Source organism: Lacinutrix sp. WUR7, from assembly GCF_016864015.1.
Classification (GTDB): Bacteria; Bacteroidota; Bacteroidia; order Flavobacteriales; family Flavobacteriaceae; genus Oceanihabitans.
In genome coordinates this window covers 3765069-3782399 of record NZ_CP045067.1, presented here as the reverse complement: position 1 = coordinate 3782399, position 17331 = coordinate 3765069, and the positions used below count along the sequence as shown (strand labels likewise).

Below are 17331 nucleotides of genomic sequence, written 5' to 3'. Positions count from 1 at the left end.
AATGCCGATGCAAAGTATCGTTAGTGGTTTTTTTATGTTTAAGCTTGGTTAAAGGACTGATTTAGGGAATGAAAATAGAATGGGGAATTTGTGAGGGTTTGTTGAAGTAGGGTAGATTAGTAATTAATTTTATACGGTGTTGTAGCCAGTTATTTTATTCAAATGCAAAGATGTTAATCGGTTCGCAATCATGCTCATTTCCATAAATCATTACTGGATTTTCAATTTCTATTCCATCCAATATTTTAATTCCAAGCTCATCGAAAGCTTTATGTAATATTATATAAGTTTTAAATTTAAACGAATTGTTTAGTGCTTGATAAATGTCTGACTCGATAATATAATCATCTATTTCAAATTTTTCTAATATATTATTGAATAAAATTAAATCTTTCCAAGCTAAACTGTAATCAACTTTTTCAATATTTATGTAGATTTCTTCAGTAGGATAAGATTCTAAATATTTTGGCTTTTCTAATATAGGATAGTTTCCTTTTCCATAGCCAGATATCGAGGCGATAGGTAAGAAATCATACTCTAAAAAGATTACTTGATTTTTAATTCCTTTTTGTTCAGATTGGACTTTTAGTTTTATTTCCGAAAAAGCATTTATCAAATCAGTTTTAAAGTTTGATAGTATTACATTTTCATCCAAATTCAGTTTGAGTGCTTTTTGAAAAGACTCTTTTATTTCGTTATTGTCTTTAAGTTTATTTAATTCAATTGGCTCTTCATCATCTAGATAATGATTAATTCCGATACTTAAATAATTTTGGTTAGTTTCATTAATATAATTCGTAATTATTTGTCCAATCGTAGCTCCTTTCGTAATGGAAAGTGATTGCTCTAATAGTTTCTCTAAATTATGTAGAATCTCGTTTTTCATTAATTGGCTACAACGGTTTTGTATAAAAATAGTTGCGTTTTTGCGAGCGAGGATTTTCCGAAGGAAAATCAGAAGTAGCAAAAGAGCAACGACTTTTAAATTAGTTCTAAATATAGCAATTTTTTTTATGCGTTGTTGCTAACTGTTGCGAGACATTTGAGTAATCACGTTTTTTTTATTCCGCTAAATTGCTCAATTCCGAGTGAAGTCCGAAAAGTGATTTTGTTCTTTTAATTCCGTTGGAGTGGCTATTCCGCAACTTGCTAAATTCCGCAAGAGTAAATTCAGCGAACGAGTAAATTATTCCGCAATATTTGATTCCGATTTTGAGTGGTTTTTTCAGTGTAAAGTTTGGCAGGATTTTGGTTGGTAATTTTTCCGAGCTATAGTTTGCAACGTGTTATATCATCACTTATATGATTTATATCCTGTAAATATGACGTGATATTATAAGTTTATTATTCCTATAATCCTATAAAGTCATAGCAACGAAGTTAGCTATTATTCGTCTACTAAAAAATACGTAGAACTACGTATTTTTCTTCCGCAAAGCCAAGTTATAAAACGCTCCGTTATCTATTTTACGGTAACCCGTAATCGCTACCAAAAAAGCATAAAAAAACCACCAAGCTTTCGTAAAACAGTTTTGTATCCACCCGAGCTTCGTTATCTTTGAAGGAATGAAAAAGAAAATAGTAATTATTGGCGCTGGGCTTTCGGGTTTGTATTTGGGATATAGATTGAAAAAAGAAGGTTTTTTAGTGCGTATTCTAGAAGCGAATGCTAGAATTGGCGGAAGAATTTTTACCAAAAACGTGCATCATACCCATGTAGAATTAGGCGCAACCTGGCTGTGGAAATACAATGAAGAACTATTGAAATTGTGTCGCGAATTAAACATTACCTTATTTGAACAAGACATGCATGGCGATGCTTTATTTGAAGCTACAAGTGCGAATGCAGTGCAACGTTTTCAGCTTCCACAAAATCAAGAAATAAGTTATAGAATTGCTGGTGGTACACGTGTTCTTTTAGACCAGTTAGCCATTGGTTTTTCTAAAGAGGAATTGTTGCTAAATCAAAAAGTACAGCAAATTAATACTACCGAAAGTGGTGTAGAAGTCCTTACCGAAAACATAGCTTTTACTGCAGATCTTGTGGTTTCTACACTGCCACCAAAAGTATTGGTGCATAGCGTGGCGTTTTCTCCTGCATTAGACGCCAATTTGATACAAGTTGCCAAGCATACACATACCTGGATGAAGGATTCTATTAAGTTTACATTGGTGTATAAAAGGGCTTTCTGGAAAGAAAAAGGTTTGTCTGGTGTTGGTTTTAGTAATGTTGGTCCGTTTACAGAGATGTATGATCATTCCGATTTGGAGCATAAACACTTTGCATTAATGGGTTTTTTACATGGTGCTTTAGCTAAGGAAACCAAAGCCTATAGAGAAGAAAAAGTACGGGAACAGCTTTTTAAGTTTTTTGGCCAAGATGGAAGTAATTATCTTTCGTATGAAGAAAAGAATTGGAGCGAAGAACCTTTAGTTACCACAGCGGATTCTGGATTTTTAAGTCCGCACGAAAACAACGGACATCCCATATATCAAAAAGCATATTTAAAGGATCGGTTTTTCATTGCAGGTTCGGAAACGTCACCAAGTTATGGTGGCTATATGGAAGGCGCCATTTATAGAGGGAACCAAATTGTAGCACAGATAAAAAGGGGGTTCGAATAAGCTAAAACCACCAAGCTTTCACAAAGTGGTTTTTAAAAACCATTAATAGGTTTATTTTATTATATGTTTAGCAATGTTTATTTCTTTTTACCACGGACCATTTTTGGTTACATTAACAAAGGATTGGCCGTCATAACGAAATAGTCCCATATAGCCGCCAAGCCATAATCGTCCGTCTTTATCTTCAAAAACACATTGAATCGCGTTGCTAGTAAGACCGTTTTGGATATTAAAATTGGTAAGGGATTTTTCATTGTAGCGGTACACGCCAAAACTTTCAATAGGAAACCAGATTTGACCAGCGGTATCTTCGAATAAACTCCAAACTTCGGTGCCACTTTCTCTTTGTTTGGTAGGCAAGCTGGTGAAGGTTTTTCCGTCCCAATAACAAACACCTTTGTAATGCGTAGCAAACCAAATGTTTCCTTTTTTATCTTCTAAAATATCATTTACCGAATTATTACATAAGCCATCCTTTTCCGAAATATTGGTTAAAGCTTTTCCGTCATACACATAAGCACCTTTATTGGTGCCAAACCACATTTGAGCTTTGCTGTCTTCCATAATACTGTGGACTATCTTCGAACTGGTAACGCCTCGGTTATAATCGGGTTCTGTTTCAGGGAGTTCGAAATCGGTGAATGTTTTTCCGTTAAAACGCGATACACCTTGTAAAGTACCTATCCAGATGATTCCTTTACTATCTATAAAAAGGCTCCACACATTATTGTGAATTAGGCCATCTTTTTCGGTGTAGTTTTTAAAGGAATTGCCATCGTATTTCGTTAATCCTCTTTCGGTACCAAACCAGATATTTCCGGTGTTATCTTCTACAATTCCGCGAACGGCACTACCACCAAGTCCGTTGTTTATAGAAAAATATTCTAGTGTATGGCCATTGTATCTAGCAACGCCATCGCCATTCGTCCCAAACCATAAATTGCCACTTTTATCTTGAAATATTCGGCGTACAAATTCACTAACCTGATCGTCTATAGAAGGTTCTAGCATTGGGAAATTTACGGGAAGGCTTTCTTTTACAACGCTATCTTTTGTTGTGGTATTCGTAGGAACAGGAAGCTCTTGTTTGGTAGGTATTTGCTTTTGCTCTTTACAAGCACTTACTAAAAGGAAAAGTAGGAGCATAAGAAGTGTGGCTATTCCTTTTCTGTTTTTGGTATGAAGGTGTATGAAACAAGGTATTCCCATTTTGTTCTGTGGTTTTAAATTCCGAATCGTGTATACGGAGTAAGGTACATTATTCGGGTATTATATGCAAAGCAAAACGAAGCTAGCAGCAATTGGTGAAAACCCAAATTGTATTGGAAACAAAAAACCACCTTGCTTTCGCAAAGTGGTTTCTTAAATACTAATTTTCTTTTCAATTATTTATCAATGGAACCTAAAACACGTTGCATAAAGTTGTTTACTGCATCTTTTTTAGTTGCACCTTCTTTAATCATTTTGTTTACTTCTATTGCGCCATACATATTAGAGATTAATTCTCCAATAACGTCTAGTTCTTCATCTTTTAAGGAAGGAACTTCGGTTAAGGCTTCTAGAGTTTCAATGGTTTCCACAATATAGTCTTCGTCATTGTCTTCTATAAACTGTGCTAAGTGTTTTATTACTGGTAATTTCATCGATATGTTTTTTTAATTCCGCTACAGCGAAAAGTAATAAGTTATGCTACTTCGTTTACTAATTCTTTTAAAACGTCAAATTTGTTAGTCTGTACTTGATTCACAAATTTCCCATCTTTAAAAGCAGCAAATGTTGGTAAATTATCTACGGTCGCTAATTTTCTAGATTCTGGAAATTTTTCCGCGTCAGCGATAACAAACGTAATATCTTCTAAATCACTAGCTAATTTCTTAACTTTTGGTTTCATGATACGACAGTTACCACACCAAGTTGCAGAGTATTGTACTACAACGGTTTTGTTAGCGGCAATAATTTCGGCAAGATTATCTTGATCTAATTCTTGAACCATGATAAATTAGTTTACGTGATTTGCTAAATACTCTGCAGTACCTAATCTATTTGCACTCATTGCATCTTTACCTTCTTCCCAGTTTGCAGGACAAACTTCTCCTTTTTCTTGCACATGCGTTAAAGCATCGATAATACGTAAAAATTCGTTTACGTTTCTACCAATTGGCATGTTGTTGATACCTTCGTGTTGTACTACACCATCTTCATCAATTACGTATGTTGCTCTGTATGTTACGTTGTCACCATCTACAGTTACTACTCCAGTTTCTTCGTTGTATTTTTCGTTAGTGATATCTAAAATACCTAAAGTGTTTGCTAAGTTACGGTTAGAATCTGCAAGAATTGGGTAAGTAACTCCTTCAATACCACCATTGTCTTTTGGCGTGTTTAACCATGCAAAGTGTACTTCTGGAGTATCACAAGATGCACCAATAACGATTGTATTTCTTTTTGCAAATTCTTCTTTTGCAGCTTCAAAAGCGTGTAATTCTGTTGGGCAAACAAAAGTAAAATCTTTAGGGTACCAGAATAATAATACTTTTTTGTTGTTATTTTTTGCTTCTTCAAGAACGTTTACTTTGAAAGTATCTCCCATTTCGTTCATTGCATCCACATTTAAATCTGGGAATTGTTTTCCTACTATAGCCATTATTTTAAAATTTTATAAATTATTATATTGTGTTTTCAGTGTGCAAAGATACATTGCAACACCAAAAAAACAAGCCTAATAAAATTTTTAAATCTTATTAGGCTATAAATTTTTGTTATAGTAAAATGTAAATAGAATAGTTTAAGGCTATTTATTTTTTAGTTGTCTTATTTTAATATTTAATGCAGCAAAAAGCAAGGTTGTAAAAGGACTTAACCAGTTGAAGATGGCATATAAAAAGTACTCGGATACACCAACACCTAAAACTCCAGATTGGTATGCACCACAAGTATTCCAAGGAATAAGTACCGAAGTTACTGTTCCAGAATCTTCTAGCGTTCTACTTAAATTTTCGGGAGCTAAACCTTTGTCTTCGTATGCTTGTTTAAACATTTTTCCAGGGATAACTATTGCTAAATATTGATCACTAGCAATAGCGTTTAAACCTAAACAGCTAATTACAGTACTTGCAAATAATCCAAATACGTTAGTTGCTAGTTTTAATAATTCTTTGGTGATTCTTGACAAGGCTCCAATAGCATCCATGATACCTCCAAAGACCATTGCACAACAAATTAAGAAGATAGTCCAAAGCATACCTTGCATTCCTCCAGCGCTAAACAGATCGTTTAATTTTTCGTTGTCTGTGACTATTTGTGTGTCTGTAAAAATAGCATTGGTAATTGCGGTAAAGTTAGAATCAGATAAACCATGTAAAACATCCATTTGAAAAACAAAAGCAAAAATAGCAGCTAAAAGCACACCAGCACCAAGAGCGATTAAGGGTTTTGTTTTTAGTAATATTAAAGCGATAACACCTAATGGGACCAAAAATAATAAAGGTGAAATAGTAAAGGTGCTTTTTATGCTAGCTAGTAATCCGCTAATGTCTGCACTTCCTGTGGTATCAATCGTTGCGCTCATAATAGCAAATGCAATAAGTGTAATAATAATGGTAGGTACCGTTGTAATGGTCATGTATTTAATATGGGTAAACAAATCGGTTCCAGCCATAGCAGGAGCAAGGTTTGTGGTATCACTTAAAGGCGACATTTTATCTCCAAAATAAGCACCTGAAATTACTGCTCCGGCAATCATTCCTGGATTGATGCCTAAGGCAGTACCAATACCAACGAGGGCAATACCTACAGTTGCAGAGGTCGTCCAAGAACTTCCAGTAGCAACAGAAATAATAGCACAAATAATTACAGAAGCTGGTAAAAATATCGCTGGACTTAATACTTGTAATCCGTAATACACCATTGCAGGAATAACACCACTGACTAGCCAAGTTCCTGCTAAAGCACCAACAAGAAATAAAATCATAATGGGTACAAAAACACTTTTAAGGTTTTCCCAAATCTCTTGCACCATAATTAAAGGCGTGACTTTATTAAATAAACCATCAATAAAAGCAACAAAACCTCCAATTAATAAAATGATTTGGTTGGAGTATTCTCCAAACATTTCGCCATCCGCAAAAAAGATATTATAAGCTAATAAGCTCATTAAGACGACAACAGGAATAAGTGCTTCCCATATATTAAGTTCTTTGTTATCTATAATTTTTTGGTCTTCAATATTAATTTCGGAAAGATTATCGTCTTTATGCATGAATTTGATTGGTTTAAGAAATGTAATGTTACGATTTTCGTATAAAGTATGCAAATGCAAAAGAGGTCCGAATTGCTTCAGACCTCTTATTTTATTATTATTTCATTTGATTATACCATTTCTGGTTTCAGAATATCTAATGTTTCCATACAGGTTTTCATGGTATTAAAAGTACGTTCTATATCTGCATCTAATCCGATAGAAAAACGAATTAAACCATCGCTTAATCCCATTGCAACTTGTTCCTCTTCAGGTATTTCTGAAGAAGTAGAACTTCCAGGAGCAGAGAATAATGTTTTGTAAAACCCTAAACTTACCGCTAAATAGCCAAGGTTTTTTTCTTGCATTAATTCCATTAAGGCATTGGCTTTATCTATAGAACCAACATCAATAGTTAGCATACCACCAAAACCATATTTATCATTCATCATCGATTTAAATAAATCATGAGAAGGATGTGATTTTAGTCCAGGATAGACTGTTTTTAGACCTAAGCTTTCAAATCTTTCCGCTAAATAGGATGCATTCAAACTGTGTTGTTGCATTCTAATATGTAAGGTTCTCAAGTTTTTTAAAACCGAAGCAGCGCGTAAACTATCCATGGTAGATCCTAGAAGCATACATGCACCATCGTTTACATTTCGTAAATCATTGATAAATTCTTGGGTACCACAAACTACACCTCCAACGGTATCAGAAGATCCATTGATGAATTTGGTTAAACTGTGAATAACTACATCTGCGCCTAGTTCTGCAGGAGAAATAGATAATGGTGAAAAGGTATTATCTACTACTAGTTTTAGGTTGTGTTTCTTTGCTAGTTTTGCTAATCCTACAATATCTGCAACCTCTAATAAAGGGTTACTTACCGATTCGCAGTATAAAATTTTTGTATTGGAAGTAATTGCAGCTTCGACAACATCTAATTTTGTAATATCTACAAATGAAGTAGAAACATTAAAACGCGGCGTAAAGTTTTTTAGGAAGGCGTACGTTCCTCCATAAATTGTTCTACTAGAAACAATATGATCTCCAGAACCACAAAGTTGCAAGATTACAGGTGTAATTGCACCCATTCCGGAAGCAGTAACGTTGGCAGTTTCTGTACCTTCCATGGCAGCAAGTGCTTCACCTAAATATAAATTAGAAGGCGTAGAATGACGGGAATATAAATAGCAACCATCTGCATTACCTTCAAAAGTATCGAACATGGTTTTTGCCGATAAGAAAGTATAGGTAGAAGAATCTGAAATGGAAGGGTTTACACCTCCAAATTCGCCAAAATATTGAAGATCTTGTATGTTATTTGCTGGTTTAAATGCCATAATAGTAATTGGTTTTAGTTTATATAAATGTAAATTACTATCTTGTTAGATTAATAATCAATAGATGATTGGTTATTTAGATTTTAAATCTGTATTTTGTTATTTTTGTAGTTTTATAATAATAAAGAATAGAATTATTTCTGTTTTTTCTGAAAATTTTTCAATATGACTTTTGACGCAATCGATAAAAAACTAATTCAGCTTTTACAAGAAGACAGTAAGCAGACCAACAAAGCGCTATCTAATAAATTAAATCTTTCGGTTACAGCAGTGTATGAGAGAATTAAAAAACTAGAAAATCAAGGCGTTATTAATAAGTATGTTGCTTTGGTGAATAAAGAAAAAGTGTCCAAATCTTTTGTTGCTTTTTGCCATGTAAAACTTACGCAACACACACAAGATTATGTGATTAAATTTGAAAAAGAAGTGGCGGATTTACAAGAGGTTTTAGAGTGTTATCATATTAGTGGAGATTATGATTACCTTTTAAAAGTACTGGTAAAAGACATGGAAGCTTTTAGAGAATTTATGGTGAATAGGTTAACTAAAATTAATCATATTGGGAGTACACATAGTATGTTTATGATTAATGAAGTGAAGCATACTACAGCAATTACAGTATAAGTTTAAACATATTTTTTTCTTAAAATTATGAATTCGAGGAGATTCTAAAATGATATAAATAGTATATTTAAAGTGTAATAAGCTGGTTAAAGGTTTATTTTGTTGTTAATCAGTGATATACGAATTTTATGAAAAAACTTTTACTTCTTTTTACCCTTACTATACTTTTAGCTTCCTGCTCTAGTGCAGAAAAATTCAATCAACAAATAACTTCATTGCATTCTGTTGAAAGTTTACAAAACGATGTAGATAAAACATATACCCAACTAAAGCGGAATCATCCTAATCTTCATTTATATATTTCTGAAGAACGCTTAGATTTTAAGTTTGATAGTTTAAAGCAAACCATAAACAAACCATTAACTACTTATGCGTTTTACACAAAATTAGGACCCGTTATAGGTAGTATAAGACAAGGCCATATTATTGTGTTTGCGCCAAAAAAACACTTGAATAGAAAAGATTATAAAGCATTCCTTAAAAAGAAATTTACGTTTAACGACTTAGATTTTGATTACTTAGAAGGTACCCTTTTGGTAACGAATATAAGATCGAAAGATTCTTTTTTGATAGGAAGCGAAGTGGTTAAAATAGAAGACGAAGAAATTTCAGATGTAATAGCTAAGATCAAAAGGCAAATCACATCTGATGGCTATAACACCACATTGCAGGATAGAATTTTAGGAAAAAGATTTGCCGCGTATTACAATAGTGATAAATACTTTATAGATAGTTTACAGGTTACTTTTAAAAAGGAAGACTCATTGTTTCAAAAAGTTTTTAATCGTGTAAATAAAGAAGAAAAAAAGAAAGATACCATACAGAACGATAGCATAAAAAAAGAAGTAGTTGTTAAACTTACCAAGGAACAGCGTAAAGAAAAGAAACAAAAAGCAAAAATTGAGCGAAAGCATAATGTGTTATATGGTTATAATAAAACAAGGGATGAATATATTCGAGATATAGACTTTATAGGAAAGGATAGTAGCGTTGCGTATATGAAAATAAGAGGTTTCATGGGAGGGGATATAAAGAAGTTTTATAAAGAAGTTTTTAAAGAAATAGATTCCGTAAAGGCAGAAAACTTAGTAATTGATTTACGTGATAATGGAGGAGGAAGTCTTGCCGAAATTGCAGAATTGTATTCGTATTTAGCAGATGAACCCTTTCAGTTTCTTAAAGCAGGAGAAGTAAATAGTAGAGTGCCCTTTTTAAAAATGGCAATGTCGAATACTTCTTCTACTGGATTAAAAATTTTTGTAGGTGTATTTTCTCCGGTTATTGTAGTCTATAATTGGCTTAAAACGAAAAAAGAAGATGGTAAATTATATTATAAATTTAAGCAAAGCAAATTAGCAGAACCTAAAGAAAATAATTTTAAAGGAGATGTTTATGTGTTAATTAATGGGCATTCGTTTTCGGCGTCTTCTGTTTTATCTAATCAATTACAAGCAAATAAAAGAGCTGTTTTTGTTGGTGAAGAAACCGGAGGAGCATACAACTCGACCGTTGCAGGTATTTTTAAAGTCTATGAATTGCCAGAAACAAAATTAAAAATTAGAATAGGTTTAATGGAGTTAGAAACACCACATAAACTAGAGCCAGGTGGTTATGGTGTAAAACCAGATCATGTAATTTTACCAACAATTAAAGATAGAAGAGAAAACAAGGATCCTGAATTAAATTGGATTTTAAATACCATTGAGAGCAAAAAAGAATAATACTTTTAACGATAACAGTTTTTTTATGAATTGTATTATTTAACGCTATTTTTTATACCTAAAATTATGCAAGCTAACCTTTATAGATACATAGAATTCTTTATTATTTTTATACTACTTCCGGTTAGTTATGCTTTTTCATATCCTGTTTATTTGAAGCTTGGATTGGGATGTATTGGTTTTGGTTATGTACTTTATATTTTACTTAAAGTAGAGAAGAATAAATTTAAAATAAACCCAAATTTAAACTGGAAACACTTTTGGAAAATGACTTTGCTAAAGTTGTTAATAATAGCGATTATCACCATAGTATTTGTTTGGTTTACAAGTAAAGAAAGTCTTTTTAATGTGGTGATAAATAAGCCTTTTTTATGGCTTGGAATCTTGTTCCTTTACAGTGTTTTTTCGGTATATCCACAAGAGTTGTTATATCGTACTTTTTATTTTCAGCGGTATCAAAAATTATTTAAAAGTGATGTTGTGCTCTTTTTAGTAAATGCCATTGTTTTTTCATTAGCACATTTATTTTTTAAAAATATTTTAGTCTTAATCATGACTTTTTTAGGAGGAATACTTTTTGCCATAACCTATAACAAATCTAAATCTACACTTTTAGTTACTATAGAGCATGCTATTTATGGTTGTTGGTTATTTACTGTTGGAATGGGAGAAATGCTTGGTTTTCCTAGTTAGGATTTTTTTTTTAAATTGCTTTATGTTTCTAAATGCCTACAAATTGCTTTTTTATGAAATACGCGCAAATCAAACAATTTTATAAATCTATTTTCGAGTCTTATGACACGCCATCCTTAGAGACGCATATTCAAAAAATTATAGATTTAGATTTTTATCTACCTTATAGTTCTACTTTTTTCTGCATTACCAATACCCAAGATCTTACTTTTGAATATATAAGTAAGAATTTTAATTCCTGTTTAGGCTTAGATACAAATGATTTAAAAGCAAAAGGAATGCGTTATTTTTGGAGTAGAATTCATCCGGAAGATATTGATATCTGGTTGAGTGCTTTAAATAGTTTAATGGAGTTTACTATTGGTGAAATACCTGCAGATAAAAGACAACACGCAAATTACACGTGGAATTATAGATTAAAAAATGCCAAAGGCGACTATGTAAACATTGTTCAAAATACAACACCTTTAGCTTTCGATTCTGATATGAAACCCATTATCGGTTTAGCACATTACACGGTTTTAGATCCTAGTATAAAAATGCAAATTACAGCTTCAGCAAAGCTATTAAATTATCAAAATGAATACGAAACGATATACTTTAATAACCATTCTCAAAAATTTCTAGAAGGCGGAATAAGTAAAAGAGAACGCGATGTTGTTCGGTTATTGGTGCAAAATCATACCAGTAAACAAATTTCAGAAAAATTAAATATTAGCTCCCATACTGTAGATACGCATAGAAGAAACATTCTGAAAAAGTTAAACATATCTTCCACAGGAGAACTAATCGGAATGCTAAAAACAAATAAAAATTTAATTTAACGTTTTTCTTACAAATTACTCAAATTGAGTATTGTAATTCATTCGTAATTCTAAGTAATTTGTATTGCTATTAATCAGTTTTTATAAATAAGCCTATTCTTTTCAAAAAGTTTTTTTTGAATTATTGAGTAGGCTTTTTATTATTCTTCCTTTAAAAAAGTATTCTTCTAAATTTCATTAATTGTAATTCGCAATTCATAAATCAATGTTGTACTTTTGCTTTAGTTTCCGCGAAAGTGGAAATCTTTTAAATATAAAAAGAAATTATTATGAGTAAATACGATGTAGCAATAATAGGTTCAGGACCTGGAGGATATGTAGCAGCAATACGTTGCGCACAATTAGGAATGAAAACTGCAATTATCGAAAAATATTCTACACTTGGAGGAACCTGTTTAAATGTTGGTTGTATACCAAGTAAAGCACTTTTAGATTCTTCACATCATTACGAAGATGCTGTCAAACATTTTGAAGAACATGGTATCGATATTCCGGGAGAAATAAAAGTGAATTTAAAGCAAATGATTGCAAGAAAGCAATCTGTTGTAGACCAAACTACTGGTGGAATTGATTTCTTAATGAAGAAAAATAAGATCGATGTTTATGTTGGTGTGGGAAGCTTTAAAGATGCAACACATATTACCATTACTGGTGAAGAAACAACAGAGATTGAAGCTAAAAATACGATTATAGCAACAGGATCTAAGCCTTCAACATTACCATTTATAAAATTAGATAAAGAACGCGTAATCACTTCTACCGAAGCTTTAAAACTTAAAGAAATTCCAAAGCATTTAATCGTAATTGGTGGTGGTGTTATTGGTTTAGAACTTGGTCAAGTATATAAAAGATTAGGTGCAGAAGTAACGGTTGTAGAATATATGGATAGAATCCTTCCTACAATGGATTCTGGTATTTCTAAAGAATTAAACAAAGTTTTAAAGAAGCAGAAATTTAAGATTAATACTTCGCATAAAGTAAAATCTGTAGAGAGAAAAGGAGATGAAGTTATTGTGAAAGCAGATAACAAAAAAGGAGAAGAAGTAACTTTTATAGGAGATTATGTTTTAGTTTCTGTTGGACGTCATGCCTATACAGAAGGATTAAATGTAGAAGCTGCTGGAGTAAAATTAACCGAAAGAGGTAAAGTAGAAGTAAATGAGCATTTACAAACTAGCACTTCTAATATTTACGCTATTGGTGATGTTATAAAAGGAGCAATGCTTGCACATAAATCGGAAGAAGAAGGTGTTTTTGTTGCAGAAACTTTAGCCGGACAAAAACCACATATCGATTATAACTTAATTCCTGGTATTGTGTATACATGGCCAGAAGTAGCTTCTGTTGGTAAAACAGAAGAGCAATTAAAAGAAGCAGGAGTAGATTATAAAGTAGGTCAATTTCCAATGCGTGCTTTAGGTAGAAGTAGAGCGAGTATGGATTTAGACGGATTTGTAAAAATTCTTGCAGATAAGTCTACAGACGAAATTTTAGGAGTACACATGGTTGGTGCACGTGCTGCAGATATGATTGCAGAAGCAGTTGTAGCTATGGAATACAGAGCATCTGCGGAAGATGTATCGCGTATGTCTCATGCACATCCAACATTTACAGAAGCAATAAAAGAAGCAGCGTTAGCAGCTAATGATAGAGCTTTACATATCTAAAAAAAATTCCTACGAAGGCAGGAATTTCATTATAGAAAACGACCAACTTAATTACAAAAAGTAATTTAAGTTGGTCGTTTTTATTTTTCTAGTACTTTTCCAACAACGCTAAAACATCCTTTTTGTAGCTTCTACTTATTGGTAAGGATTTGTCCTTTATAGTAACATGCTCATTGGTAAATGAAGTGATATTATGTAACGAAACGATAAACGATCTGTGGATTCGTAAAAATGTATTCGAAGGTAACTTTGCTTCAATAGCACTTATCGTTTCACGAGTAACTATAGTTTCGTTTTCTAAGTGAATCTTTATATAGTCACTATAACTTTCTACATAAAGGATGGCTTCAAAGTCTACTTTAAGCATACGTCTATCGGAACGCACAAACATAAAATCGGCTGTTTCCATTTCTTTTGCTGTCTCTACTTTCGTAGTACTATACACTTCAAAATAGGTGTTTACCGCTTTTAATAAACGTTCAAACGGAATAGGTTTTAATAGATAATCTACAGCCTGTAATTCAAAACCTTCTACGGCATAATCTCTATAAGCCGTGGTGAAAATAATCTTAATGTCTTTGTTTATCGATTTCGCAAAAGAGATTCCAGAAATCTCTGGCATATTAATATCCAGAAAAACCAAATCGATAGTGTGATTGCTAATTACATTAAAGGCTTCCATCGCATTACTGCAACTTGCGACAATGTTTATATTGTCGATTTTAGAAAGATGCGTAGCTATAATTTCTCGAGCAATAGCTTCGTCGTCTACAATCAGGCAGTGTATGTTTTTTTGATCTTGCAATTAGTCGTTATTTAGTTTTAAAGCTACTTTAAAAAAGTTTTCTGAAGCATCAATTTCTAAGTCGTATTTATTCTTATACAGTAAATCTAATCTTTTTTTTATGTTTTGCAAACCGATGCCTTTATTCGCGTTTTCGGGAGTAGCGCTTGTGTTTTTAATGGAAAAAAGAATGTTTTCTGGAGTGGTAGCTAAATCAATTTCAATTTTTAGAACGCCATTTTTTATGCTTCCATGTTTAAAACTATTTTCTATAAACGGAAGCAAAAGCATAGGGGCTATTTTAGTGGTTTCGTTAATCCCTTCACTATTAAAAGTAATATCTAGTGTCTTATTAAAGCGCATTTTTTCTAAAGCGATATAATCTTTTATATGATTTATTTCATCTGCTAAAAGCACAAAAGGTTTATCTACTTGATACAGTAAGTAATCTAATAAATTAGAAAGCTTTAATATCATTTCTGGTGTTTCATCTGCTTTTTTTAAAGCAAAACCATACATGGTATTTAAGGTGTTAAACAAAAAATGTGGATGAATTTGCATTTTTAAATAGTGCAATTCTTGTTCTTTTAGTTTTAGCTGACTATCTAGTATTTTAGTTTCTAATGCTTTTGTTTTTTCGGCATGTTTCAAATTTAATTTTAATAATTTAAAAGCACTAACCAATACCACCACGATGTAAACTGCTGTGGTAATTAAAATAATATTCCTCGTTAACGGATTCATATCCGCATATTTAAAATTGGATACATATATCAGACTAAAAAAAACGGAAACCATAATTAAATATCCCGAAATAATTATGGTGTAGACGCTGTATAAAACAAATCGGAAATACCGTTTGGTGACTAGATAATCTGGTATTAGTTTGTATATGGAAACATAGGTTGTTGCTATGGTTATTGGTAATAGAAATAACGAAAACGTTAAGGTCTCTTCATAGTTTTTACTACCAACACCAAAAAAATAAGTAAAAAACAAGAGTACAACACCCCAGAAAAGGATGTGAAGTGTAATTTGTCCTATTTTATTTAAAATGTCTTTTTTGGTAAACATCTAGTGGTTTAATTTATCCGTTGTCTTTTTGGTTTACATTTTGTCAATTCGAGTGGATTTCATGTTTTTTCGAACATGAAATTTGTATCGAGAATTAGTAATTTATTTTAAATAGTAATTCTTGTAAACGATTTTTATATCCCAAATTACTCGAACTTAATAATGCATATTATTTTATATAAAAACATACAGTCTTTGTAATTTACAATAATACTATATTTTTTGCGCGATTATATTTTTTGTAGACGAATAACAGATTTAGTACTTGTTTTAACATGGAGGTTGTATTAATTGCTAAACAGGTCGTTCGTCGCAAATAAAATTATTGTAGGTCTTTCTTATTTAGGTTTGTAGCATGTTTAATTTAAAACCGCACCAATGAAAAAAATACTTATTCTACTTCTATTTATTGTAGTTTTTAATAGCTCTAAAGCGCAAAATTTCAAACAGTTAGATCAATTTTTAGAAGTCCTTCATGGAAATAATAAACTCATGGGAAGTTTATCGATTTTAAAAGACGGGAAATCCGTTTACCATAATTCGTTAGGGTATCAATCTATTACTTCAGATGAAAAAACACCAAATACCATCGCTTCTAAATTTAGAATTGGCTCGGTAACAAAGACATTTACAGCGGTTATGATTTTTCAATTTGTAGATGAAGGAAAAATAAAACTAGAGGAAAAACTGTCGAATTACTTTCCTGAAATTCCAAATGCTTCAAAAATTACAATTGCTAATATGCTAAATCATAGTAGCGGATTGTTTAATATTCCTAGAGATGAGAATTTTAACGAACATAACCCGATTACGAAAAACGAAATGCTAGATTTAATTAAATCACATGCTGTCGATTTTCAGCCAAACGAAAAAAATGAATACAGTAATACCAACTATATTTTGCTCGGATATATTTTAGAAAGTATCGAAGATGAGAACTATAAAACGATTCTAAAAAAACGAATTACAGATAAATTGCAATTGAAAAACACCTATTATGGCGATGTAATTCATCCGAAAAATAATGAGGCACTTTCTTATTATTACGAAGACGATGCTTCTTTGCACGAAGCAAATCAAGCACATTTAAGTAATCCAGGTGGTGCAGGAGCAATGGTTTCTAATACTGAGGATTTAGTGGTTTTTATGGACGCATTGTTTAATAATAAACTGATGTCCAAAAAGAGTTTTGAAAAGATGACGACTATTAAAGACGAATATGGAAGCGGTATTATGAGTGCAGAAAAAGGCGGACAAACCATTTTTGCACACAATGGATCCATTGATTCTTTTAAGTCCATGGTGATGTATATTCCTGCAACTAAAACCGCAATTGCTTTTACCGCGAATGCTTTAGATTTCGGATTAATGCCAATTATGTTTAATGCGATGGCAACTATGCAAGAGGAAGCATTATTTATTCCCAATTTCAATACTATTCGTTTAACAGAAAAGGAATTGAAACAATTCGAAGGTGTTTATTCTTGTGAAGGTTTACCATTTAATTTAGTATTTAAGTCCAATGGCGAAGCATTGCAAGGAGGTCCAGAAGGAAGAGATTTAAAAACTTTAAATGCAACTAGTGAAAATGAGTTTGAATTAGATTTAGGTGTGGTCTTAAAATTTAATGTAAAAGAACAAACCTTATTGTTTAATCAGTCTGGCGAAACACCAAAAAAATGCTTTAAAAAAGGATAGAGAAGAAGTGGCTATTTTAGCTTCGGTTGTTTACGGAG

At 32.2% G+C, this 17331-nt stretch carries 16 protein-coding genes; 7 read left to right on the top strand and 9 right to left on the bottom strand.

Annotation, left to right across the window (positions count from 1 at the left end; genetic code table 11):
* Nucleotides 1-154 precede the first annotated feature (154 nt).
* A complete protein-coding gene (locus FG167_RS16420) occupies nt 155-886 on the bottom strand; it encodes a hypothetical protein (protein ID WP_203459292.1) in 732 nt (243 codons plus the stop codon).
* Between the two features lie 680 nt (nt 887-1566).
* Between FG167_RS16420 and FG167_RS16415 the strand changes: the two genes are divergently transcribed.
* Nucleotides 1567-2625, top strand: coding sequence for an FAD-dependent oxidoreductase (locus FG167_RS16415; protein WP_203459291.1), 1059 nt, complete (start codon nt 1567-1569; stop codon nt 2623-2625).
* A gap of 87 nt (nt 2626-2712) precedes the next feature.
* Here the strand turns inward: FG167_RS16415 and FG167_RS16410 are convergent, their stop codons facing one another.
* The 6 genes from FG167_RS16410 to FG167_RS16385 form a co-directional block, all read right to left on the bottom strand.
* A complete protein-coding gene (locus FG167_RS16410) occupies nt 2713-3834 on the bottom strand; it encodes a two-component regulator propeller domain-containing protein (RefSeq protein ID WP_203459290.1) in 1122 nt (373 codons plus the stop codon).
* Between the two features lie 176 nt (nt 3835-4010).
* A complete protein-coding gene (locus FG167_RS16405) occupies nt 4011-4268 on the bottom strand; it encodes a hypothetical protein (protein WP_055443393.1) in 258 nt (85 codons plus the stop codon).
* A 41-nt stretch (nt 4269-4309) separates the two neighbouring features.
* Entirely contained in the window at nt 4310-4618 is a 309-nt protein-coding gene (locus FG167_RS16400; protein WP_203459289.1) for a co-chaperone YbbN, read from the bottom strand.
* Nucleotides 4619-4624: 6 nt separating this feature from the next.
* The gene (locus FG167_RS16395; RefSeq protein WP_203459288.1) at nt 4625-5269 is read right to left on the bottom strand and encodes a peroxiredoxin; all 645 of its coding nucleotides are present in this window, start codon (nt 5267-5269) and stop codon (nt 4625-4627) included.
* A gap of 147 nt (nt 5270-5416) precedes the next feature.
* Nucleotides 5417-6883 carry a Na+/H+ antiporter NhaC gene (gene nhaC, locus FG167_RS16390; protein ID WP_203459287.1) on the bottom strand — a complete coding sequence of 489 codons (1467 nt, stop codon included), beginning with the start codon at nt 6881-6883 and terminating at the stop codon, nt 5417-5419.
* A gap of 110 nt (nt 6884-6993) precedes the next feature.
* Nucleotides 6994-8208, bottom strand: coding sequence for an aminotransferase class I/II-fold pyridoxal phosphate-dependent enzyme (locus FG167_RS16385; RefSeq protein ID WP_203459286.1), 1215 nt, complete (start codon nt 8206-8208; stop codon nt 6994-6996).
* 165 nt (nt 8209-8373) lie between these two features.
* On the opposite strand from FG167_RS16385, the gene FG167_RS16380 reads away from it, so the two are divergent.
* The 5 genes from FG167_RS16380 to lpdA all read left to right on the top strand — a co-directional run bounded on the left by FG167_RS16380 (nt 8374) and on the right by lpdA (nt 13737).
* Nucleotides 8374-8832, top strand: coding sequence for an Lrp/AsnC family transcriptional regulator (locus FG167_RS16380; protein WP_055443387.1), 459 nt, complete (start codon nt 8374-8376; stop codon nt 8830-8832).
* Between the two features lie 128 nt (nt 8833-8960).
* A complete protein-coding gene (locus FG167_RS16375; protein ID WP_203459285.1) occupies nt 8961-10553 on the top strand; it encodes a S41 family peptidase in 1593 nt (530 codons plus the stop codon).
* A gap of 66 nt (nt 10554-10619) precedes the next feature.
* Entirely contained in the window at nt 10620-11246 is a 627-nt protein-coding gene (locus FG167_RS16370; protein WP_203459284.1) for a CPBP family intramembrane glutamic endopeptidase, read from the top strand.
* Nucleotides 11247-11299: 53 nt separating this feature from the next.
* A complete protein-coding gene (locus FG167_RS16365) occupies nt 11300-12070 on the top strand; it encodes a LuxR C-terminal-related transcriptional regulator (protein WP_203459283.1) in 771 nt (256 codons plus the stop codon).
* 269 nt (nt 12071-12339) lie between these two features.
* Nucleotides 12340-13737: a dihydrolipoyl dehydrogenase gene (gene lpdA / locus FG167_RS16360; RefSeq protein ID WP_203459282.1), complete on the top strand. Its 1398-nt coding sequence runs from the start codon at nt 12340-12342 to the stop codon at nt 13735-13737.
* 88 nt (nt 13738-13825) lie between these two features.
* Here the strand turns inward: lpdA and FG167_RS16355 are convergent, their stop codons facing one another.
* Together FG167_RS16355 and FG167_RS16350 are read right to left on the bottom strand one after the other, a co-directional pair.
* Entirely contained in the window at nt 13826-14542 is a 717-nt protein-coding gene (locus tag FG167_RS16355) for a LytTR family DNA-binding domain-containing protein (protein WP_239004414.1), read from the bottom strand.
* Nucleotides 14543-15595 (bottom strand): sensor histidine kinase, encoded by a 1053-nt coding sequence (locus FG167_RS16350; RefSeq protein WP_203459281.1) that lies wholly within the window; start codon nt 15593-15595, stop codon nt 14543-14545.
* A 378-nt stretch (nt 15596-15973) separates the two neighbouring features.
* On the opposite strand from FG167_RS16350, the gene FG167_RS16345 reads away from it, so the two are divergent.
* On the top strand, nt 15974-17293 hold the full coding sequence (locus FG167_RS16345) for a serine hydrolase (protein WP_203459280.1): 1320 nt from the start codon (nt 15974-15976) through the stop codon (nt 17291-17293).
* Nucleotides 17294-17331 lie beyond the last annotated feature (38 nt).